This window comes from Anaerosphaera multitolerans (genome assembly GCF_004006535.1).
Classification (GTDB): domain Bacteria; phylum Bacillota; class Clostridia; order Tissierellales; family Peptoniphilaceae; genus Anaerosphaera; species Anaerosphaera multitolerans.
In genome coordinates this window covers 167578-191326 of record NZ_RLIH01000002.1, presented here as the reverse complement: position 1 = coordinate 191326, position 23749 = coordinate 167578, and the positions used below count along the sequence as shown (strand labels likewise).

21 protein-coding genes are annotated in these 23749 nt (G+C 33.0%); 10 read left to right on the top strand and 11 right to left on the bottom strand.

Annotation, left to right across the window (positions count from 1 at the left end):
• Nucleotides 1–36: 36 nt before the first annotated feature.
• Genes EF514_RS02230 through EF514_RS02220 form a run of 3 tightly spaced genes read left to right on the top strand, consistent with a single transcriptional unit; the run spans nt 37 to nt 4233 of the window.
• Nucleotides 37–1299, top strand: coding sequence for an amidohydrolase (locus EF514_RS02230; protein ID WP_127723384.1), 1263 nt, complete (start codon nt 37–39; stop codon nt 1297–1299).
• Nucleotides 1283–2050, top strand: a complete 768-nt coding sequence (locus EF514_RS02225; RefSeq protein ID WP_164845526.1) for an FG-GAP repeat domain-containing protein — start codon at nt 1283–1285, stop codon at nt 2048–2050. Before EF514_RS02230 ends, EF514_RS02225 begins: the two co-directional genes overlap by 17 nt.
• A gap of 2 nt (nt 2051–2052) precedes the next feature.
• A complete protein-coding gene (locus EF514_RS02220; RefSeq protein WP_127723380.1) occupies nt 2053–4233 on the top strand; it encodes a DUF3160 domain-containing protein in 2181 nt (726 codons plus the stop codon).
• A gap of 24 nt (nt 4234–4257) precedes the next feature.
• Here EF514_RS02220 and EF514_RS02215 read toward each other — a convergent pair whose 3' ends face one another.
• Nucleotides 4258–5781 carry an AbgT family transporter gene (locus EF514_RS02215; RefSeq protein WP_127723378.1) on the bottom strand — a complete coding sequence of 508 codons (1524 nt, stop codon included), beginning with the start codon at nt 5779–5781 and terminating at the stop codon, nt 4258–4260.
• A 117-nt stretch (nt 5782–5898) separates the two neighbouring features.
• Between EF514_RS02215 and EF514_RS02210 the strand changes: the two genes are divergently transcribed.
• The gene (locus EF514_RS02210; RefSeq protein WP_205666358.1) at nt 5899–7086 is read left to right on the top strand and encodes a M20 metallopeptidase family protein; all 1188 of its coding nucleotides are present in this window, start codon (nt 5899–5901) and stop codon (nt 7084–7086) included.
• Between the two features lie 105 nt (nt 7087–7191).
• Here the strand turns inward: EF514_RS02210 and groL are convergent, their stop codons facing one another.
• The 5 genes from groL to EF514_RS02185 form a co-directional block, all read right to left on the bottom strand.
• The gene (gene groL / locus EF514_RS02205; protein ID WP_127723376.1) at nt 7192–8811 is read right to left on the bottom strand and encodes a chaperonin GroEL; all 1620 of its coding nucleotides are present in this window, start codon (nt 8809–8811) and stop codon (nt 7192–7194) included.
• A 17-nt stretch (nt 8812–8828) separates the two neighbouring features.
• Entirely contained in the window at nt 8829–9110 is a 282-nt protein-coding gene (locus EF514_RS02200; protein ID WP_127723374.1) for a co-chaperone GroES, read from the bottom strand.
• Nucleotides 9111–9270: 160 nt separating this feature from the next.
• The gene (locus tag EF514_RS02195; RefSeq protein ID WP_127723372.1) at nt 9271–9960 is read right to left on the bottom strand and encodes a DUF554 domain-containing protein; all 690 of its coding nucleotides are present in this window, start codon (nt 9958–9960) and stop codon (nt 9271–9273) included.
• 3 nt (nt 9961–9963) lie between these two features.
• Nucleotides 9964–10833 (bottom strand): DNA-3-methyladenine glycosylase family protein, encoded by an 870-nt coding sequence (locus EF514_RS02190; protein WP_127723370.1) that lies wholly within the window; start codon nt 10831–10833, stop codon nt 9964–9966.
• 46 nt (nt 10834–10879) lie between these two features.
• Nucleotides 10880–11530, bottom strand: a complete 651-nt coding sequence (locus tag EF514_RS02185) for a redox-sensing transcriptional repressor Rex (RefSeq protein ID WP_127723368.1) — start codon at nt 11528–11530, stop codon at nt 10880–10882.
• Nucleotides 11531–11614: 84 nt separating this feature from the next.
• On the opposite strand from EF514_RS02185, the gene EF514_RS02180 reads away from it, so the two are divergent.
• The 3 genes from EF514_RS02180 (at nt 11615) to EF514_RS02170 (ending at nt 15266) form a co-directional block, all read left to right on the top strand.
• Nucleotides 11615–13501, top strand: a complete 1887-nt coding sequence (locus tag EF514_RS02180; protein WP_240648985.1) for an ABC-F family ATP-binding cassette domain-containing protein — start codon at nt 11615–11617, stop codon at nt 13499–13501.
• Nucleotides 13502–13839: 338 nt separating this feature from the next.
• The gene (locus EF514_RS02175) at nt 13840–14328 is read left to right on the top strand and encodes a GNAT family N-acetyltransferase (protein ID WP_127723364.1); all 489 of its coding nucleotides are present in this window, start codon (nt 13840–13842) and stop codon (nt 14326–14328) included.
• A gap of 26 nt (nt 14329–14354) precedes the next feature.
• Nucleotides 14355–15266 (top strand): alpha/beta fold hydrolase, encoded by a 912-nt coding sequence (locus EF514_RS02170; protein ID WP_127723362.1) that lies wholly within the window; start codon nt 14355–14357, stop codon nt 15264–15266.
• A 46-nt stretch (nt 15267–15312) separates the two neighbouring features.
• Here the strand turns inward: EF514_RS02170 and EF514_RS02165 are convergent, their stop codons facing one another.
• Nucleotides 15313–16929, bottom strand: a complete 1617-nt coding sequence (locus EF514_RS02165; protein ID WP_127723360.1) for a copper amine oxidase N-terminal domain-containing protein — start codon at nt 16927–16929, stop codon at nt 15313–15315.
• Nucleotides 16930–17609: 680 nt separating this feature from the next.
• Between EF514_RS02165 and EF514_RS02160 the strand changes: the two genes are divergently transcribed.
• On the top strand, nt 17610–18323 hold the full coding sequence (locus tag EF514_RS02160) for a hypothetical protein (protein ID WP_127723358.1): 714 nt from the start codon (nt 17610–17612) through the stop codon (nt 18321–18323).
• 92 nt (nt 18324–18415) lie between these two features.
• Here EF514_RS02160 and EF514_RS02155 read toward each other — a convergent pair whose 3' ends face one another.
• The 4 genes from EF514_RS02155 to EF514_RS02140 are packed head-to-tail and all read right to left on the bottom strand — an operon-like array spanning nt 18416 to nt 21619.
• Complete coding sequence (locus tag EF514_RS02155; RefSeq protein WP_127723356.1) at nt 18416–19159, bottom strand: NADPH-dependent oxidoreductase; 744 nt, start codon at nt 19157–19159, stop codon at nt 18416–18418.
• A 41-nt stretch (nt 19160–19200) separates the two neighbouring features.
• Nucleotides 19201–19944, bottom strand: a complete 744-nt coding sequence (locus tag EF514_RS02150) for an ABC transporter permease (RefSeq protein ID WP_127723354.1) — start codon at nt 19942–19944, stop codon at nt 19201–19203.
• Complete coding sequence (locus EF514_RS02145; protein ID WP_127723352.1) at nt 19941–20708, bottom strand: ABC transporter permease; 768 nt, start codon at nt 20706–20708, stop codon at nt 19941–19943. The genes EF514_RS02150 and EF514_RS02145 overlap by 4 nt, the downstream gene beginning before the upstream one ends.
• Before the next feature lie 8 nt (nt 20709–20716).
• On the bottom strand, nt 20717–21619 hold the full coding sequence (locus EF514_RS02140; protein ID WP_127723350.1) for an ABC transporter ATP-binding protein: 903 nt from the start codon (nt 21617–21619) through the stop codon (nt 20717–20719).
• 133 nt (nt 21620–21752) lie between these two features.
• On the opposite strand from EF514_RS02140, the gene EF514_RS02135 reads away from it, so the two are divergent.
• Both EF514_RS02135 and EF514_RS02130 read left to right on the top strand, forming a co-directional pair.
• Nucleotides 21753–22445, top strand: coding sequence for a response regulator transcription factor (locus EF514_RS02135; RefSeq protein ID WP_127723348.1), 693 nt, complete (start codon nt 21753–21755; stop codon nt 22443–22445).
• Nucleotides 22442–23734 carry a sensor histidine kinase gene (locus EF514_RS02130; RefSeq protein WP_127723346.1) on the top strand — a complete coding sequence of 431 codons (1293 nt, stop codon included), beginning with the start codon at nt 22442–22444 and terminating at the stop codon, nt 23732–23734. Before EF514_RS02135 ends, EF514_RS02130 begins: the two co-directional genes overlap by 4 nt.
• Nucleotides 23735–23749: the final 15 nt, after the last annotated feature.

The following is a 23749-nucleotide window of genomic DNA, read 5'->3' as shown; positions in this document are numbered from 1 at the left end:
AGAGGGGCAACTCTCTCTTTTTATTTGAGGTGAAATATGGAAAAATACAAAAATGAATTAATTGCCTTGCGCAGAAATTTCAGACAAATTGCCGAGGTGGGTTGGCTGGAAATGCAAACCACTATTAACATAATTAAATATTTAAAAATGCTCGGCTTAAATCCACGCTACGGTAGGGAAATTCACTCTGAAAACAGAATGGGACTACCTTCAGAAGAAATTATTAAAGAACATGCTGAAAAGATAAATACAGATAATTTAAACTTTGATACTTCTGAAATACTCCAAGGCTATACGGGATGTATTGTAGATATTAAAAGTTCAAAACCCGGCAAACACATGGGCTTTAGATTTGACATTGACGCTTTGGGACTTCACGAAACCGACAATCCGGAACACCTGCCCAACAAACTGGGCTTTCGCTCTCAAGATGATTCCACTGCTCACGCCTGTGGCCATGACGGACACATTGCCATGGGTCTTGTCCTATGTCATTGGATAGTGGACAACTTGGAAAATCTATCAGGTAGCTTTAGAATAATATTTCAACCTGCCGAAGAGGGAGTAAGAGGCGGGAAATCCATGACTGAAGCGGGTGCTACTAAGGGTTTGGATTACATGGTAGCTTCCCATATAGGAATGAATGAAGAAAGCAAAACCCTAGGTGTAGGAACCCAAGGCTTTTTAGCCACTTCCAAATTTGATTTAACCTATAAGGGCATTACCGCCCATGCGGGTGCCAATCCGGAAGACGGTCGAAATGCTCTATTGGCTGCAGCCTCCGCCACACTTTCGCTCCATTCACTTCCCCAGTACGGAAAGGGCACTTCAAGGGTAAATGTAGGTATCTTAAAGGCGGGAAGTAGCAGAAACATAGTTCCCGGTGAAAGCTATATGCAAATTGAAACCAGAGGAAGCAGTGAGGAAATTTTACAAGACCTTTCCAAGAGAGTGCCAAGCGTTGCAAAAGGAACTGCAGAAACCTTTGAAGTGGACTATGAGCTTAATAAAGTTGGTGAAGCCATAAATTTTGAAACTATTCATCCCGACTTTGTGGATTTTATGGGAAGAGAACTTGAAAAAAGAGGTTTTAAAATTGATCTAAGACCGAATTTAGGCGGCTCTGAAGATGTAAGCTATATGCTTAAGAAAACTGAAACACAGGGTGGTCGCTCCATTCATTTTCTCTTGGGAACAAATTTAAAGGCCCCTCACCACAACGTAGCTTTTGACTACGATGAAGATGTCTTGTTCTTTGGACTTAATGCCTTTATAAATACTATTGAAATACTTCTTTAAAATAAGCGGTGATATTATTAAAAAATATATTCTTATCTTTACACTACCTTTAATTTTACTGTTATATTTTTTAATTCCCAAGACAGTTATTTTTGATGATGTAAAGATAATTCAGTATCCGGGAAAGTACTCCATAACCATTAAAGATAAAACCCCTATTTATAGGAAAGGACAATTTTTAACAGGAGCGGCGGGAGATATTAATGGAGATGGCTTTTTAGATATAGCCCTAATAAATAAAAAATTTTTTAGCAATAGGGGAAGTACTTTGGAAATTTTAAGCCCTTTAAAAAATTCCCATACCCTTTTTAAAAGGGACCTTTCGCAGATTAAGCCTTGGAAAGTTTCACTGGGTGACGTAACAGGCGACGGTGTAATGGAGCTGGCTATTGGGGTGGAAAAAACTTCGCCCCACCATAATATTATGGCAAAGAGATGTTTCTTTTATAATTTGGATTTTGACAGCGGCAAATTAATACCCAGGTATCGTGCCTCTCGTTTTGCAAGGCCCCTTGAGGACTATATACTCTATGATATAGATAAAGACGGCACTTGTGAGGTTATGAGTATAGAATATACACAAAGGGGAAAAGTTTTAAGCGCTTATAAGTGGTCGGGATTTGGTTTTAAGGTAGAATACTCTTCAAGGGAATATAAGAACTTGGATAATTTTCAAATTATTAACTCCAAGCTCTGTACCGGTGAAAAAGAAGTTTTTTTAGAAGAAGGAATTTTAAAAATAGGAGGTTGATTATGAAAAAAGTATACTTGCTCTTAAGTTTAATACTGGTTTCTTTGCTTTTAATAAGTTGTAATAAAAAAGAAATTGAAAAAAATGAAGAGCCTATTAGTACTGAGGAGCTGGCATTTTTAGAGGAATATACAGAAGTTGTTGACATTCCCTATAATCCTAAAAGTGTTGAACCTAAAGTACCTGAATATGAGGTTAATAAAGATCTTTCAAATGTGGAAAATCTTGCAAGTTTCGGTAATTTTACCGCTAGCCAAAAAGAGGCGCTTTCAAACTACGGATTTTTTATTGCTCCAATAGGAGATACAAATCCGGAACTGGGCGAAAATGAACTTAAGGAACAAATTTTTAGAATTTATGAGGACAATGAATATAAAAATCTGCCCAGCTTTATAACTTCAGATTCAATAATGCATATGTACCATTTGTTTTACGATAATTTTTTAAAGCGTCTGGAAGAAAGCACTTTACTTCCAAAGTTGGAAAGTTTAACGGCTCAAATGCTGGAGGACTCATTATACCAATATAATTCCCTTTCCGACAAAGAAGTTAAGGAGTTGTCCCTGAGAAACGTGGCTTATTTTGCCACTGCTATGAAAATTTTAGATAAGTCCCTACCTGTTATTCCTCCGGAGGCTGAGAAGATGGCCCTTGAAGAATATAACAAGATTATGAAAGCCAATGGAATAAGTTCTGACATCTTAAATACGGAAATAGACTACAGCCAATTTACTCCAAGGGGACACTATACTAAAAGCGACTCCTTGAAAAAATATTTTAAAACCGTTATGTACTACGGACAAGCCGGTTTCTTTGTTGAAGATGAAAAGGGTGTTAGAGATGATTTAATCGGCATGGCTTTACTGATGACAGATACAGTATATAAAAGTAAAGAAAACTACGAGCTTTGGAGTGACGTCTATGAGCCTGTTAATTTCCTTGTAGAATCTGCCGATGACCTTGGAATAAAAGAGTATGGCGTTTTACTTTACGGCGTCTATGGCAAAACTCCGGATTTAAATACCATACTGGACAGTGAAAAAATTCAAAGAGTATATGGAAATCTGGAGATGTTCCCGAAACCTTCAATTGCCGATTCAAAGGGTTACTCCTATAGATTTATGCCTCAAAGAGCAGTACTTGATAGTGCTCTTATGCAAAGACTTATAGAAGTTACTACGGAAACTCAAGCATCAAGACGACCTATTTATTCAGGTCTGGATATTATGGCTACTTTTGGTGACGATACCGCCATTAAAATGCAATGGGAGGATCCTTACAACAAGATTTGGCCTTCCTATGAGGAGAAACTAAAGGAAAATCAGGCCATTGTAGCGAATATGAAAGATGAAGATTGGAAGAGCAACCTTTACAGAGGATGGCTTTGGACTTTAAAGGAATATGCTAGAGAATTCGGAAAGGGCTATCCAATGTTTATGCAAAATGAAGCTTGGGAGAAAAAAGACCTAAACTCAGCTCTTGGCTCTTGGGCGGAATTAAAACATGATACCGTACTTTACGGAAAGCAAACCATGGCTGAAATGGGCGGAGGCTATGTAGAAGAAATTCCTAAATCCTACGTTGAACCCAACATTGCCATCTATGAAAAATTATCTTGGCTTGTAGAATATACAATTGAAAATTTAGAAGCCAGAGAAATGTTAGATGAAACTACTAAAAATTATTTAAGCGACTTTAAAGTTTACATTATTGATCCTTTAATTGCAATTTCTGAAAAAGAGTTAAACAATGAAGCTCTTACTGAAGAAGAAAATTCAATGTTGCACTATATTGGAGGAGCAATGGAGGGAATTTCACTACGTTTTGTAAATGACCAGTCTACTTACTGGGACCTGTTAGATGAAACCGATAGAAGTATGGCCATAGTTTCCGACTTAATGAAGGTGCCTCAAAATGAAGCAGATGTTCCTCCAAATACTTTCCTATCTGTTGGTGTGGGACCTGCCTATGAAATATACGTAGTCTACCCAATTGACGGTAAGCTTTATCTTGGAAGAGGAGGAATTTTCTCCTATCGCGAATTCCTATCCGATGAACGTCTTACAGATGAAAAATGGCAACTTCAAGTTAAGGAAGAACCTGAAAAGGGAATTCCATACTGGATGGAAGATTTAATTCAGGAAGAAAAAGAAGATATACCTATTCCGGGCATTTGGTATTAAAAAATCCCCTTTAAGGGGATTTTTTTAAAGCATAATTTGTCCGCCCACACCTATTGGTATAGGTATGAAGTAATACCAAATAAGCGCAAATATTATCCAGACAATTAACATTGATATTGAATAGGGAATCATAGTGGAAATCAACGTACCCGCTCCCGCCTCTTCATCATATTCCTTCATAAAACTTAAGATTATTGGGAAATATGGGAACAGTGGAGAGATTATATTAGTTGCCGAATCTCCAACCCTATATAAAAACTGCGTCCAAGCAGGATGATATCCCAGCAAGGTCATCATAGGTACAAATATAGGTGCTAAAAGCGCCCATTTTGCTGAACCTGAACCAATAAATAAATTTATAAATGCCACAATTAAAATATAAAATACAAATAAAGGTCCGCCTGTAAAACCTCCCTCTTCAAGGAAGTTAGCCAATTCAATAGCTATAAATTCTCCAATGCTGGTCCAATTAAACCAAGCTATAAATTGTCCAATTACAAAGGCCAATACTATAAAGGCACTCATTTTTGCTATTGAAGTTTCCATTATTTTCGGAACTTCTCTAAAGGCGTCTTTTATAACTCCTGAAGCTTTCCCATAAGCTATGGAGATTATTAAAAATAGGAATAAAATTAAAGGTATAATTCCGGCCATTAACGTTGAACCTGAAGTAAGAGAACCCGTTTCAGGATTTCTCATAAAGGAATTTTCAGGAATACAAACTGCTACTATTATTGCCACATATAAAAGCAGTGAAATACCCGCTGCTTTTAAGCCCTTATTTTCCTCTGAAGTTATTTCATTCTTCTCTACAATTGCTTCTCCCTCATACTTTCCAAGTCTGGGTTCTATTATTTTGTTGTTTACTATTGTACCAACAACTGCCAATACAAAAGTAGAGGCTATCATAATATACCAGTTTGCTGTAACTTCTATTTGAGGCCCATTTACTATTGATGATGCCTCATTGGTAATTCCCTGTAAGAGCGCATCAGTACCCGCTACTACAAGATTTGCTGAAAATCCGGCAGTTGTGGCAGCATAACCCAAGGCAATACCCGCCAAAGGATTCTTTCCTATGTATAGGAATATTATAGCAGCTAATGTTGGAACTATTATAATTGCCGCATCGGAAGCAAGGTTTCCGCAAATACCTATAATCATTATTACAGGAACTACAAATTTTTCATTTACACCTAAAATTGTCTTTCTCATAAATGCACTCATAAGTCCCACTTCCTCAGCCAGACCTATTCCTAAAGTCATTGAAAGTACCAGTCCCAATGGTGCAAAGGATGTGAAATTTGTAACCATGCTCTTTAGCGCATAGGAAATTCCCTCGCCTGATAGGATGTTTTTAATAACTACCTCTTCTCCTGTTGCCGGGTTAATTGTAGTAGCTCCTTTAACTAGGAAGGATACCACTGCTATTACTATTAATAAAAATAAAAATAGTATAAAGGGATGGGGAATTTTATTTCCAACTCTCTCAATCCAGCCTAAAAAGCCACCCATACTGTCTACATTCTTTTTTGTTTCTTTTGTCATACTCTTCCTCCTTTACATAAATATAAATTATAAATACCCATTAAAGTTTTTTTTAATTAATTAAAGTGTTGAAATATCCTCTCATTTAGTTATAATATCTAAAAAGGATGTGATAAAGTGGAAAATAAAAAATTAAAAAGTATTGCTGAAAGTATAATGGAAGAAACTATAAAAAACAGAAGGTACCTCCATGCAAATCCGGAGCTTTCAAAAAAAGAAAAAAACACTTCGGAATTTGTTATGAAAAAACTGGATAATTTAGGTATTAACTATAAATCCAAGGTTGGCGGCTACGGAGTAGTAGGATTAATTGAAGGTGCATATGAGGGACCTACTATTATGATAAGGGGAGATATGGATGCCCTTCCTGTTGAGGAACTTACTAATTTAAGTTTTGCCTCAAAAGTTCATAACGTAATGCACGCTTGTGGCCACGACATACATACTGCAAATTTAATAGCAGTTGCCACAGCTCTAAATGAATTTAAAGATGAAATGCACGGAAATGTAAAACTTTGTTTTCAACCGGCTGAAGAGGGTTCCGGTGGCGCCCTTTCCATGATAAATGATGGCGTACTTGAAGATCCAAAGGTGGATTATGCCATTGGAATGCATATAGAGCCTTCTTTAAAAATAGGGACTGCCTCTATAGAAACCGGTCCAATCACATCTTATCCTCGTTTCTTTAAAATTAAACTTATTGGAAATGGCGGACATGGAAGCGTACCCTATAAGTCCATTGACCCAATAGTTGCAGGAGTCAGACTTTATGAAGCCCTTAATTCAATTACCAAGGAAATATCTCCCATAAATCCAAATGTACTTCAAATTTGCGCCTTTAATGCAGGTGAGGCACCGGCCATTATTCCCGACGAATGTGAAATAATGGGAACTATTAGAACTCATTATAAAGAGGATAAGGAATTGATTAAAAAAAGGCTTTATGAAATGACCGAAACTATTGCAAAGCTTTTTAATGTCCAATATGAAATAGATTATTGGGGAATTTCCATACCTGTTTTAAACGATGAAAAACATACCTTACTTGCGGCCAATTGGGTTAGTGATATTTTTGATAAAGGTCTGGTTCAAAGCGAAACTTTTAAACTTGCCGGCGAAGATTTTTCACGCTATTCGGAACTTGTTCCTTCTACATTTTTAGTAGTGGGTTGCTCCAACGACGATCCAAGTACTCAGTACGGTCTTCATAATGCAAAATTCAATCCTGATGAAAAAGTCCTTTACTATGGAATGATGGCTCTTTCAACTATTGCCCTTAACTACTTGGAAGTAAAAGACTTTTAAAATATAAACACCTTTTAAAATTTTAAAAGATGTTTGTTTAAAAATTAAAGTTGTAAACTAAAAAAAGTGTAGATTTTAAAAAACCTACACTTTTATTTTTATTTATTACATCATGCCCATTCCAGGATTCATAGGCATTTGAGGTGTTTCTTCAGGTATTACAGCAACTGCCGCTTCTGTAGTAAGAACCATTGCCGCAACACTTGATGCATTTTGAAGTGCTGATCTTGTAACCTTTGTAGGGTCCACAATTCCTGCATCAATCATATCCTTGTAATCTCCATTAAGTGCATCAAAGCCTTCTCCCGCCTTTAAGCCCTTAACTTGTTCAACTATTACGGAACCTTCCATTCCCGCATTTTCAGCAATTTGACGTAACGGAGCTTCCAATGCCTTTAATATTATGTTAACTCCTGTCTTTTCATCGCCTTCAAATTTTTCGGAAAGTTTTTCAATAGCCTTTATACAATCTACTAAAACAGTTCCTCCTCCCGGAACTATTCCTTCTTCTACTGCTGCTCTAGTAGCTGAAAGAGCATCTTCAATTCTAAGTTTTCTCTCTTTCAATTCAACTTCTGTAGCCGCTCCTACTTGAATTACAGCTACACCGCCTACTAATTTAGCAAGTCTCTCCTGTAATTTTTCTCTATCAAATTCGGAATCTGTTTCTTCCACTTGCATTTTAATTTGAGCCACTCTAGCTTCTAAATCTTCTTTACTTCCTGCACCGTTTACTATTACAGTAAGTTCTTTTTCCACTCTTACCTTTGAAGCTGAACCTAACATTTCAACAGTTGCATCTTTAATTTCCTGTCCTAAATCAGATGAAATTACTTGACCGCCTGTTAAAATAGCAATATCTTCAAGCATTTCCTTTCTTCTGTCTCCATAGCCAGGTGCTTTAATTCCAACTACATTTATAGTTCCTCTTAACTTATTTAAAACCAATGTTGCCAAAGCTTCGCCTTCAATATCCTCAGCAATTACTAAAAGAGGTCTTGAAGCTTGAAGTACTTGTTCCAATAGAGGTAGCAGGTCTTGAATATTTGTAATCTTCTTATCAGTAATTAAAATATATGGATTTTCCAATTCTGCAACCATTTTTTCATTATCAGTTACCATGTATGGAGATAAGTATCCTCTGTCAAATTGCATACCTTCCACTACATCAAGACTGGTTCCCATAGATTTAGATTCTTCAACAGTTATTACACCGTCTTTTCCAACTTTTTCCATAGCTTCTGCAATTAACTTTCCTATTTCATCATCAGAAGCTGAAATAGCAGCAACTTGTGCAATGGATTCCTTAGTTTCTACAGGTTTTGAAAAGTTTTTAATCTCTTCAACAGTTTCATCTACGGCTTTTTTAATTCCCTTTTGTAATATCATAGGATTAGCCCCTGCAGCTAAGTTCTTCATACCTTCTAAAATTATTGACTGAGCTAAAAGAGTAGCTGTAGTAGTTCCATCTCCCGCCACGTCATTAGTCTTAGTTGCAACTTCCTTTAAAAGTTGAGCTCCCATATTTTCAAATTTATCTTCACATTCAATTTCTCTTGCAATTGTAACACCGTCATTTGTAATTAGCGGTGAGCCGTATTCCTTATCTAAAATTACATTTCTTCCCTTAGGTCCAAGTGTTACTTTAACAGTATTTGCCAAAGTATTAATACCATCTATTAGTCCTTTTCTTGCATCATCTGAAAATTTAATTTCCTTTGCCATTTTTTCATCTCTCCTTATTACTTAATAACAGCCAGTATGTCTGAATATTTAATTATAGTAAATTTTTCATCTTCTATTTCAAGTTCTGAACCAGAATATTTAGAGAATACGATTTTATCTCCAACTTGGACTTCATCTTTTCTCTTTTCATCATCTAAGATGCCCTTACCTATTGCTATTATTTCCGCAATATTTGATTCTTCCTTAGCTGAACTTGGAAGTACTATTCCGGATTTTGTAGTTTCTTCCTTTTCAACTTTCTTAATTACAAGCTTGTCTTCTAATGGTTTTAAATTCATTTTGAACCTCCTATATTAAATTTACTCAATATCAAAATATTTTAGCACTCTTCATTCTTAAGTGCTAAGTATAGTATTATAGTAATACAAAAAAATAAATATTGCAATAGCATTTTAATATTTTTTACCTTTTTTTACCTTTAATTTAAAAAACCGCCAATTATAAAATTAAATTGGCGGCAACTTCAAAAAATATAGGTATAATTACTGCCGGCAACATATTTGCCACCGGTATATCTTTAATATTTAAAATCTTCAACCCCAAGGCAATTATTAAAATTCCTCCCACTCCTGAAATATTTGATATTAAAACATCTGAAAATAGATCTTTGGAAATCATTGCCACTAATACCACCGAACCCTCTATTACTGAAACGCTCAGCGCTGAAAAAAACACCCCAACTCCCAAACTTGAAGCCAGTACTATGGACGTTATAAAGTCAATAATGGACTTAGTATATAGTACGTCATATTTTTTTAAAAGTCCCGCTTCAATTGAGCCTATAATAGTCATCGCCCCTACTGCAAATATTAAAGTGGAAGTTATAAAACCGTCTACAAAGTTTTCATTGTTCAATTTTTTAAAGGGCTTTTTCAAAATATTTCCCAAATTATTTAATTTTGCATCTATATTTAACCAAGTTCCCACAATAGTTCCAATAATTGAGGAAATTATCAATATCAACATATTATCTGTCTGAAAGGCGGAGTCCATACCTATGTAAAGGATACAAAGACCTATTACAGTCATTATAATATCCTGATACTTTTTATTCAGTGTGTTTCCAAAGAGCAATCCCATTGCAGAACCTATAATTATGCCAATTGCATTAACTAAAACAGCTCTCATACACTACCTCCCTAACTTATTTTCACGACCATAGTAAAATAAATATTGTTGTGCAAATCCTGCATTTTTTCCGAATATTCTTCTACCTTCGCTACCTATTAAATCCTTTTTAGTCTCCTCTTTTAGATAAAGTTCCTCCATTACCCTTTTAATCCAAACATCTACGGGAAAGGACTCTGAACGTTTAAAGGCAAATAACAACACACAGTCTGCCACCTTTGGTCCTACTCCGGGTAATTTCATAAGTTCCTTTCTGGCATCTTCTATGGGAATCTCATAGAGGGAGTCAATATCTATAAAACCTTCACTTATTAATTTTGACGTTTCCACTATCCTTTTATCTCTAAAACCCACACGCGCAAATTCTCTAAGGTCTTCCGCCTTTGCCTTGGACAGCTCTTCGCTTCCGGGGAAACTATAATATTCTTCGCCCATATAACTTCCCAAGCTTGAGCCGTACATTTTAGAAATCAATTCAATTGACTTCTTAATTCTTGGAATTTGATTATTAGCTGAAATTATAAAGGTAATAATAGTTTCAAAGGGCTCCTGATTTAAAATTCTAATACCTTTTCCATAGTCCAAGGCCTTTCTCAAGGTTTCATCAAAGGAAAGTTCCTTTCTTATAGATTTATAATCTCTGTTTAAATCAAAATAATCTCTCCATATATTTTCAAAATCATCAAGAGAGCTATTAATAGTTACATCTCCCGTTCCCTTTACATTTATTATTTTGTTATAGGCAACATTAGTATAGGAACCGTCCTCTTCCTCTTTCCATCTAAAGGCCTGACCACACTTAAAAATATGTTCGGGATTAAAATAATCCAAATCTTCCAATACAATTTTATTTTCTTTAGCTATTACTTTCATAATTACCTCTAAAACAATTATTAAAAAAGGTACAGACCTCTGTACCTTACTCTACTTCTTTAAAAAACTTTTCCTTTAAATGATAAGACAAACTCAATAATGAATCATTTAATCTTATATTTTCAATCACTACATTTTCCGGAGCACTTATTACTATAGGGGCAAAATTCCAAATTCCCTTAATATTACATTTTATAAGTCTATCTATCACATCCGTTGCATATTCCCTTGGAACTGTTACTATAGCAACGTCAATATTAAAAGTTTCAATGTACTCCTCTAATCTATCTCCTGAAATAACGGGAAAACTATCTATTTCCTTTCCTATTTTTTCAGGATCCACATCGAACAGAGCTTGGATATTAAATCCATTCTCTCTAAATTCGCTATAATTTGCAATGGCAGACCCCAATCTTCCGGCTCCGATTATAATTGTGTTGTATGTATGGTCCATTCCCAGAATCTTATCTATTTGAGCCCTTAAATCCACAGCCTTATAGCCATATCCCTGTTGTCCAAATCCTCCAAAGTTATTTAAATCCTGCCTTATTTGCGAAGCAGTAAAACCAGTTAATTCACTGAGCTCAGAAGAAGATATCCTCTCCACTCCATTCTCAATGACATCAGTTAAAGATCTGTGGTATATTGGTAGCCTTTTAATAACCGCTTCAGATACTTTATTAACTTTGCTTGACATTCCACACCCCCATTTTTCTGTAGATATTATATCAGTCTTTTAATCATTTGTAAAATTTGATACAATGAGTTTTCGAGGTGGATTATGTTACTAAGCATATCAAATATTAACAAAACTTATATCACAGATACCATATTGGAAGATGTGAGCCTAATAGTTGAAAATGGAGATAAAATAGGTTTAATAGGAGTTAACGGAAGTGGGAAAACCACTTTATTTAACATTATTACAGAAGAAATTTCAAAAGATTCCGGAACTATTTTCAAACCCAAGGATTTAAGAATAGGCTATTTAAAACAACAACTTCATAGTAATAGCGAAAAGACAGTATATGAGGAATGTGAGGAGATTTTTTCAGACCTTATTAAAATGGAAGAGGAAATAAGAACTTTGGAAATTGAAATTTCCAATCCTGACAACCCTCAATTTAATAATGCTATGAACAGATATGGAAGGATTCAGGAAAAATTTCACGAATTAAATGGATACCAGTATCCCTCAAGAATTAAGGGAACTTTAATCGGGCTTGGATTTAGCAGTACTGATTTTGAGAAAAAGGTCTTTGAGCTCTCCGGAGGTCAAAAATCAAGACTTGCTCTGGCCAAATTACTCCTAACCGATCCTGACTTACTCCTTTTAGACGAACCGACAAACCACCTGGATATTGAAGCTATAACTTGGCTTGAAAAGTATTTAAAGGATTTTAAAGGTGCTATTATTATAATTTCCCATGATAGGTATTTTTTAAATAATGTGGTAAATAAAATCGCTCTTTTAGAACACCATCAACTTACTGTTTTTAAAGGTGATTATAGTGAATATTCCAAGCAGCGAAAAAAACAACTGGAAATTTTAAAAAAACAATACGAAGACCAACAAAAGGAAATTAAAAGACAGGAACAGATTATTGAAAGATATCTTGGACTTGGACGCGAAAGATTTATAAGACAGGGGAAATCCCGTCAGAAATTATTGGATAAAATGAAGAGAATGCCACCACCAAAGGACATAAAAACAGCGCAAATTCGTTTTACTCCCAATTTTGAATCAGGCCTTGAAGTCTTAAAGGTCTCGGACTTAAGCAAATCTTTTAATACTGATGTGATTTTTGAAAATATCTCCTTTAATATTTATAAACTGGATAAAGTGGGATTAATTGGGCCCAACGGCGTGGGAAAAAGCACTTTATTTAAAATACTTACAAATGAACTGACACCATCATCAGGAACTGTCACTTTCGGTTCAAATGTAAATATTGCCTACTTTGACCAAGAAATGGAATCCCTAACTTCTTCCAAAACTGTAATAGATGAAATTTGGGATGAATTTCCTAAATTAACACACTATGAAATTAGAAGTTATCTTGCTAAATTTCTCTTTATTGGCGATGATATTTTTAAACTTATAGAAGATCTGTCCGGAGGTGAAAAGGGAAGAGTTTCTCTTTTAAAAATTATGTTAAAGGGAGCAAACCTGCTCCTTTTAGATGAGCCTACAAACCACTTGGACATTGATTCAAAAGAAATTTTAGAAGAAGCTCTAAAATTATATGACGGAACTGTACTGTCAATCTCCCACGACAGATACTTTTTAAACAATACCTGTAACAAAATTTTGGAAATGAGCAAAACCTCCCTTAATGAATATTTGGGAAACTATGATTACTACTTGGAAAAAACCTCAGTAACACCTGACTTGGAAGACTCCTATATATCTAAAACTCAATTAGACAACATTAAGAAAAAAGAAAGAGAAGAGAGAAGACAGACCAGAGAACTTAAACTTGAAAATCAAAAATTGGAAGATGCAATTGGAAATTTAGAGGGAGAAATATCCAAAATAGATAATCAATTATCTGATCCCAATATCTATGAAGATCTAGATAAAGTAAATAAACTATCTTTAAAAAGAGAACAGACATCCCTTGAACTTGAAAAACTTTATGAACAATGGCTGGAAAGAGAAGATTGATTATCAATTTTCTCTTTTATTGATATTAAGGATTATCAACAAACTTATCCACATTCTCAACAGCCTGTATTTACAAAGATATAGCATAAATTGTTGATAGTCTAATTGATAACGGCTTGAAATAGCCTTTGTATAGCTTTTTGCCTTATCCCCAATAAATAATTAACAAAGTCTGCTATTTTACTTTATCCCCAAAGTTATTAACATTATCCACAACTTTTAGAACACATTTTTTTGTGGAGTATTTTTATCATAATGGAAATTCGATTAATATGACTTTATTTTTTATACGTGTTAAAATGGAACAAATAATTTTTTTATGTGAGAGGTGCTTTAAAATGAACAATTCTAAATTAGATTTTAGAGATGCAACAGTGGAGGATGTTCCATTAATTTTAAATTTTATTAAAGAACTGGCTGAATATGAAAAACTTCTTGATGACGTTGTGGCAACAGAGGAATTATTAAAAGAATGGCTATTTGAAAAGAAAAGAGCTGAAATATTTTTCCCTGTTCTAAATAAAAAGGAAATTGGCTTTGTACTATTTTTCCACAATTTTTCAACCTTTGTTGGAAAAGCCGGACTTTATCTGGAAGATATTTATATAAAACCTGAATATAGAGGAAACGGATATGGTAAAGAAATTTTTAAACATCTAGCAAAAATTGCAATGGAAAGAAATTGCGGAAGATTGGAGCTTACTTGTTTAGATTGGAATAGTCCTAGTATTGAATTCTATAAATCAATGGGCGCAATACCTATGGAGGACTGGACTATTTATAGAATAACCAGCGATAAATTTAAAAACATTATAAATAAAAATTAGGTTCTTAATTAAAGAAGGAATGTAAGATGAAAGTATTTAAAGTTAAAAAAATAAAAGTTTCAACGGGAGAGGAAATCGCCTATTTAAAAGAAGGCTCTGGAAATAAAATTTTATTAATTCACGGAAATATGTCCAGCTCCGTATTTTACTATAAAACAATTGAAGAACTATCTAAGTACTTTGAAGTCTATGCTTTAGATTTAAGGGGCTTTGGAGATTCAAGCTACAACAATAAAATAAATTCCTTTTATGAGCTTTCCTTAGATGTGGAAGCTTTTATAAATGAAATGGAGCTAAAAGATCTCAATATTGTAGGATGGTCGGCAGGAGGAGGAGTTGCTCTTGAATTAATGGCAAATCCAAAAGTAAAATCTAAAATAAAAGCTGTTATTCTACTAAGTTCCATAGGTATAAGAGGAATAAATCCCATAAACTATACGGAATATAATTTGTGGAATTTAAATAGATCCTATTTTAAGGGACTAAACAACGTATTACATGAAAATATGGTCTTTGCCTTGGACAATATGAACGGGCTCTATACTAAACTTTTTAGCTTTGACACTTTTGAAGGGAGAAAAAATTCCCTTGAAAAGCTCTATAGACAGTTCGTATACAATGTAAAGGAAGTAGATGAAGAAGAATTCAATCGAAATATAGAGGCTGCATTAAAACAGAGAAATTTAAAAGAAATAGGACAGGCTATAAAAAATTTTGACATTGTAAGTAATGGTAAAATCAAGGAAATCAAAACACCCATTTTAATGCTCCACGGTCTTAAGGACTTAATAGTCAAACCCTATATAATTGAAAAATCAGCTAAAGAATTGGGCGATAACACCTCTTTAAAAATTTTTAAAAATGCGGGACATTCCCTTATGACAGACATTTTTGAGGAATATATTGAAGAAATTATAAACTTTTTTAATAAAAACTAAAAAAAGGCTATAGTAAAACTTTTTCAGTTTCACTATAGCTTTTAATTTAAGCAGCTTTTTCAGTTTCTGTAGTAGTTTTTACTTCTGCATCAGTCTTATCTTCTGTTTCAACTTTTACTTCTGTCTCTGTCTGAGCTTCAGTTTCTACTTTTGTTTCAGCTTCAACTTCTGCCTCTACTTCAACTTCTTCGTTTATTTTTGCTTCAAGTTCTGCTTCAGTGATATTATAAATATCTATTAAATAAACTCCCGGAACAGAATTGTCAAATTCAACTTTAAATCCTAAGTTTTCAGATACAAATCTAATAGGAATCATAGTTCTGTTGTTGATAATTTGAGCAGGTACATCCATGTCCACTCTGTTTTCTCCAACTAGAGCAGTTTTGTTACCAACTTCAAATACCATTCCAACACCGTCTTTGTTAGCTCTAACAGTTCTGTTTACAGCATCCCACTCTACTTCAGCGCCCATTTTTTCTAAAAGACCTCTAAATGGTACTAAAGTTCTGTTTTCTTTTACAACCGGTTGTTGATCTTCAAATTCCATAAATTCACCATTGTATCTGATTAATACTACAGTTTCACCTGGAGTAACTTCTGTATCTACAGTCATGAACATATTCATCCACTCTTCCATAGTAACAGTCTTAACAGATGTAGGCATAGTAATCTTTATAGTTTCATCTTTATCAGTAGTTGATTCCACGTTCATAGTAATTTTAAACATGTCTGCGAAATTCAATACCATATCTACTTTTTCAACTACTTTATCATCTTCAAAAGTAGAAGTGAAACCGAATTTTGAACCTTTAATAGCTTCTTTTACTTCATCAAGACTTGCATCAAATTCAGCTTGATCAAATTCAGCAAAGGCATTATCTAATTCAGCTTTATCAATTTCCATTCCCATTTTTTCTAACATAGGAGCCATTAGAGTTGATGTATTAGCCCAGTTTGCTTTTAAAGCAGCCATTACACCCTTAAATTCTGTAACCATTTGATCAGAGTTGATTTCATAACTGTAAGTTCTTCCATCAACTTTCATATCAACAGTTGGCTTAAAGTCTTTAAACATAGCTTCCATAATTTTTTCAGCTTCAGCATCAGCTTCTTCGCTGTTTAAGTAATCCATAGTTTCTTTAGAGAATAAATTTGCAATTGCTTCGTTTTCTTCTCCAGCTATATTAAAGTTCATTGTTGACATAGCATCAAGAGCTATATACTCTTCTTTAATATTTTTTAATTCTTCCGGAGCAGCTTCACCTAGTAAGTTAACAAAAGTATCTTTCTTTAAGTAAGCTTTTCCATCTGCATCAGCAAACATTTTAAAGTTTATAGTATCAGGAATAGTATTAGCAGCTTCTGCTTCCTCTGCAGGAACCATTGCCTTAATAGCCTTCATGTCCATTACCATGTCCATTTCAACTTTATCTTGTCCTTCAGCTTTACCCTTCATTTCCATAGGAATAGCAATTTTCTCAGTATTTCCTTCTTCGTCAATTGCAACTTCCATTTCCATACTCATCTTACCAGTGAACTCTGAGCCTTTCCACTCAGCCACTTTTTCTGTTTCTGCCATATAAGCTTTCATATTAGGAGTACATCCCACTAATGAAAACATCATAGCAGCAGCCATAATCACGGCTAATAATCTTTTTTTCATAATAACCTCCTTAATTTAACGATTACTTTAACATTATATCATCTTTAATTAGGCTTTTCATCCCATTTTAAAGTGTACATACGCTATATATACAGTTTAAAATATTGTCATAGTGCTGTCAATAATTATTTTAATTTTTAATATTAAGTTTATATTACATAAAAACATTGCAATCTTACAGTGCTTTTATTTTTAAATCTAATTTATGCCTTTAATATAAATCAAGCTTTAAACTCTAATGTTTTGCAATCAAAAAGACTAACTTTAAAAGTTAGTCTATGATTAATTTATATTTAATTGTAATTAAATCATATTCAAACTATAAAACATAAGCGTTTTAACCTTTAGCATTTAACTACTCTTCACAATCTAATTTTCCTATGATTTCTTAACCTGTGCCTCTTTATCTAAGAGGCCAAAATTCTGTATTTTCATCGGAATCACCTTAACTTTACTCTACAGTGTTACAGCTCATTTCAATTTTCAACGGTATCACCTTTCCTTTATAACAGAAGTTACAGCCTAAATACCATTTTCATTGGAATCACCTTTAATTCTTTTTGTCTTTGTCTACAATTAATCTCACATTCACAAGTTCTATTATTATAATACCCTCCAAAAAAATTTCTAAACTATTTCAAATATAAAATATGTGCTATAATCTCATAGGAGGTATTAGTATGGGTAAAAATAACATTAAATTTGCATTTACAGTACTTATTTCAGCATTGATTCCACTGTGGTTTCAATTTGTTCTAGGTGAATCGGCAGTATTGGAAAATACATATATGTATACTTTTTTATGGATTTTAAGTAACTATCTCTTTATTTCCACTATTATGGAAATTTGGAGCAACTATAGACAAATGTTTAAGCTAAAGGGTTTAAATATAAACAAATCCACCTTTATAGTAAATATTGCAGTGTATATTTTATTTTTAGTTTTTATTAACTGCTACTTTATACAGACTCTTTATATTAGAGATAATTATTTTTTAAATAAGTTTGCCAGTTTATTTACTTTAAGTATTATATTAATGACATTTATTATAAATTTAATGTGCGGTGCCTTTCCTTCAAAATCGGAAAATGAAAATACAAATGTATACTCAGTGGATAATAACAACTCCTTTAGATACGGAAGGGATATGTGGCGAATAGTCATAGGAAGCTATGAAGAAGGAATTGTAATAGGTTATCTGCCCTTTAAGTACAGTGATATTAAAACTGTTTTTTTAGATAAGAAAAGCGATGAGCTTACATTTAAAGGCAAAAATGAAAACGGACAATTTAGAGTTGCCATTAAAGCTCCTAAAAGTAAAAATCAAGCTCTTGAAATTATAAAAGAAGCTGAAAAAAACAATAAAATTGAAAGCTCTAAAATAAATTTATAGAATTTAAAAAGTGCGCTAAGTTAAAGTTGTAATTTAACTCAGTGCACTTTTATTATTAGAGAAGTATAAATTCCCAATTTTTACTTTGTCTATTAAATATTAAAACCCTGTTTTCTAATTGAATTTACAACGTCTCTTCGTTTTTCTACAACCTGTTCAAATCTCTTTACCACCTGGTCAGAGAAACAATCGGATCTTCTTCCCTCATCTCTTGTATCATAGTAGTTAATCATTTCATCATCATACTCTTTTATTACTTCCAAGTAACTGTCAAATATCTTGTATTCATTCTCAAATAGTTTTAAATCCATTGACATTTTAGGTTTTAATTGAGGTTCCTGTGCCGGATATCCAAATCCCACACCCACTATTGGAAAGGTAAGTTCCGGCAATTTTAACAGTTCGCAAATTCTATCATAGTCGTTTAATATGGAGCCGAAATACACTCCACCCAACCCCAAACTTTCAAGAGCCACCATCATATTTTGAGCGCCTATTACTCCATCGGTAAAGCCTTGGAAAAATCTATCCATATCTCTATAGCTATCTTCCTTAAATCCTTTTTCCAAAGCAATTTTATAATTCCTATAGACGTCTACTATAAATACAAAAAATTCAGGACACTCTTCCAAATAAGTTTGTGTGGAAACTTTCATTATTTCATGTCTTAAGTCTTTATCCGTCACCCTTATTATGCTACTTTGTTGCATACCTGTAGAACTGGCGCTTTGATTAAATACATCAAATAAAGTTTTTAAAGTTTTCTCATCTACCCCTTCATTTTTAAATTTTCTAACTGTTCTGTGATTTAATTGAGTTTTTATAGTTTCGTTCATAACCTCACCTCTATATATTACTACCCAAATAAGGCAATTTTTTAATTTAATTTTCTCATAAGCTCTCTTTTTTGAAGGCCATAGAAAATTATAAATACAATTAGGCTAAGAATTCCCATTACTATAAATTCCTTAAAAGTATAAAGGATTTTCGGATAATGATTCATTGCAACTGTTAAACTTGCACTTGGAAAACAATATTCTAAAAATTTTAAACTTTCAGATGAATAACTTGCCATCGACCCCAATAGCGATACCATCGCAATTAATAATGAAAGTCCCACAGGAATTGCAAAGGATTTTATTTTTAAAGATAAAAAGTTTTGAACTGAAATATTAACCAGAGAAAATATGGTGGCTACAATTAACCAGTATATAAAGTCCGCCGGAAATTCACTTTTAAAATTAAAGGTACTGCCTGCAATTAAAAATAAAGCTATAAAGTAAAGCTGAGTAAATAGATTTAAGAAAAACACCACGCTTATTTTTGACAACAATAATTTTGAATGACTTACAGGAGCTGTTAAAAGCAACTTGAAATTATTGTGTCTGTGTTCTCCATTCCATGAGTAAGCGCAGTAAACTGCACTTAGTACAGGGAAAAATATAAATCCGTAAAATAAGTAGGTCTGAGTCCAAAGGCTGACCCATTCACTTTGAAGAACCTCTAAATTCCCATAGTAATTAATACTGCCAAATATTACTGAAAACAAGGGAAGTAATAACATTGGAATCACTATTTTGGAGCCCTTTAACTTTTTAAATTCTGCACTTAGTACTCTCATCCTTCCGCCTCCTTAAAGTATTTCTCTCCCAATTTATAAAATACTGTACCTAAAACCACAGCTATAAGCAGAGGGAAATAATTTACATCTCTAATGGATATATAGTATTCATTTCTTGCCACATAATTATATTGAAGTGAAATCATAGTTACATACCAGCTATAGGGAACTAAGTTGGAAAAAACAATTGGCAGAAACATTGATATAACTCCCACCACCGTACCTATTAAAGATATTGATATTGTAACTAATTGATTTTCCCACTTTATAGCTGCCAAGTAGTGAATCGCCATTAATAAATACGATATAGACAGCTGCTTTACAAAGTAAATACTCATTCTGTAAATAGGCATAGTTTCTCTTAAACCGATACTTTTTGATAAAATTATTATCATCAACCATTCAAGGCACTGATAAATAAAATATAGCCTAAAAATGTATTGAAATTTCACCTTGTATATTTTCTTAAAATCCACTCCACAGCTTTTTAAATATTTCCACATATTACCCTGATTTTCCATATCCACAGACTTACTTACAAGTACGCTTAGTAGTATGGGATTTAATATCACCTTGTACATAAAATAACTGTCCATAATATTAAGCCATGAATATCCTGTGAAGTTCATAGTGCTTTGAAACTCACGGCTAAATATTAAAGTACCTATTAATCCAAGGTTAAGGACAATAAAAAACAAAAGCATCAGCGCCAAATTTGAACCCTTGTATTTCTTCTTTTCAATTTTATAAATATTAATGTCCATAACTTCACCTACAAACTTCCCTTTCCAGTAAGTTCAATAAAGAGCTTCTCTAAGGATTTTACCGATTCATAAACTCTATAGACTTCTATTTTCTCCCTTACCAACCTGTTAACCACTTCTCCCACTTCCACATCTTCCACAATGGGGATTTTTAAAATGTTCTCTTCAATTATTCCATTATACTCACTTAGAATAAAAAGAGCCTCTTTATTATTGGAAGTTCTAAGGGCAAGTTGAGCTCCATGTTGAACTTTAAAACTTTCAACGGAGCCGTTATATAAAAGTTCTCCTTTATTTATTATTCCGATATTATCAACCATTTTTTCAACTTCATCTAAGATATGGGAGGAAATCATTACACTTATTCCATATTTTAATGGCAGGCTTTTTATCAGTTCCCTTATTTCATCCATACCCTGAGGATCAAGTCCGTTTGTAGGTTCATCTAAAATTAAAAGTTTAGGAAGACCTGCTATTGCCATTGCAATTCCCAATCTCTGTTTCATTCCAAGAGAATAGTTTTTAACTTTTTTGCTCATTTGATTTTTAAGGCCTACAATAGTGATTGCCTCATCAATCTTTTCATCATTTAGATTTTTTAAATCCCTTACTATTTGCATATTTTCCCTTCCCGTTAAATTTTCATAATAGGAAGGTCCCTCTATTAAAGAGCCCATATTCTTTAAAATCTCAATTCTACTTTTTGATTGGAACTTTTGATTTAATATATAAATTTCTCCCTCACTGACCTTTGAAATAGAGCATATCATCTTCATTATTGTGGACTTTCCCGCTCCGTTTGGACCAATTAGTCCATAGATTTCACCCTCTTTAATTCTTAAGTTTTCAATATTTACCACAGTTGAATTTCCGTAGATTTTCTTTACATTTTTAAGTTCCACTATATTCATAATCATTCCTCCTTGATTACAGTTTAAAAAATCATTCTTAAATCTACATTTACTCAACCTTAAATTCACCTTAAATCTTTCCAATTCTTATATTAAACTTACGGAAAATGGTATACTTTATCCGAGGTGTATTATGGAAATATTAAATAAAAAAATTCTAATAGTTGACGATGAAGTTCAAATTTTAAATTTAATTGAAGATACATTAAGAGCAGAAGGTTTTCAAAATCTATACTTTGCCAAAAATAAAACAAATGCCATTGAAGAATTTAAGCAACACCAACCCCACATGGCTATTTTGGACATATTACTTCCCGACGGTTCAGGTTTTGAAATTATAAATTATATTAGAAAAACCAGTAATATTCCCGTATTATTTCTATCCGCTTTGGCAGATATGGAAAATCAATATGAGGGCTTTAATCTTGGTGCTGATGATTATATGGTAAAACCTTTTTTAGCTAAGGAGTTAGTTTTGAGGATTAAAGCTATTTTAAACAGAACTTATGGTACTGACAGAAAAATTCTCAACTTAGAAGATTCAAAAATCGACTTTGAAAAAGCAATTGTAATCAAAGAGGGAGTAGAGTTTGAACTTACTGCAAAGGAATATAAAATTTTAAGGCTCCTATATGAAAATAAAAATAAAATTGTAACTATTGACGGAATTCTCAATTCCGTTTGGGGAGAGGAATATTTCGGATACGAAAATTCTCTAATGGCTCATATTAGAAAAATAAGAGAAAAAATTGAAAAAAATCCCTCAAAACCAAAAAGCCTTGTTACCTATAAGGGACTTGGATATAAATTAAGGGTGAATTTATGAGTATTGTAAAATATTTTTCAAGAAATTTATTGAAATTTTTCGGATTGCTTTTAGGATTGCTATTTTTAAACTTTTTCCTTTTTATTTTTATCCTATATACAGATCCTCTTGACAGCGTTGTAAAAAACACACCCCAAAATATATATTACAATTTAAAAACCGAAATAAATGATTCTTCCGACTTTTCCATTAAGTCTAAGAATTTATTAAAGGCCAATAACACTTGGGCAATGGTATTGCAAAGTAACGGCGAAATTTTTAAAAGCTACAACTTACCTGAAACTTTAAATAAAAAATATACCCTTACTGATGTAGTAAAGTTCACTCGTTGGTACTTAGATGATTATCCTGTTTTTAGTTTTATTGAAGATGACAAAGTTTTGGTTTTAGGTTTTCCCAGGGGAAGCTACGATAAATTTCCTTCTAACTACTATAATTATTTTTCCTTTAAATATATATTCCTAGGATTTATAGGCATAATTTTAATTGATTTAATAGCTATCTTTATTATGTTCTTCTACTCCAAGAAAAAACTTTTAAATGAAATCACTCCTATAACTGACAGCCTTAGAAATCTTTCTGAAAATAAAAGTATTGAACTTGAAGAAAGGGGAAATCTCCTTGAAATTAAAGAGGCTTTAAATAAAACTTCAGAAATCATTGAAAGAAACAAAATTGAAAGCGAAAGATGGATAAGGGGAGTAAGTCATGATATTAGAACCCCCTTAACTGTAATTTTAGGAACTTCCCAAGCTTTAAATAATAAATATGATGATGACAAGTTTGAAATTATTGAAGATAATGTCCTCTTAATTCAAGATATACTTTCAAACTTAAATTTAACATATTCTTTAAATTTAAAAGATGAAGTGGAAAGAGAAACATTTTATTTAGATGTGCTGCTTCGAAAAGTAATAGTGGATATTATGAACGTATATGAAGGCTACAGTTTTAAATTAAATGTAGGAAAAGACTCTTATTCCTATTTTGGCAATAAAACTCTATTGGAAAGACTTTTTAGAAATCTTATTTTAAACAGTGTTAAACACAACGATAAATGTGATGTTGAAGTTACTTTAAATAAACTTAAGACTGCTTTTTCAATTACTGTTGAAGACAACGGGAGTATTGATGAAAAAACAGTTGAAAAACTACAGAATAAAGTCGCCTACGACAGTGATGGTTTTGGAATTTTAATAGCTAAAAAAATAGTTAGTATTCACGGTGGAAAAATAAATTTCTCCTATAATAATCCCGGACTTAAAATCACCATAGAACTTCCAAATTAAAAAATAAAATAGGCC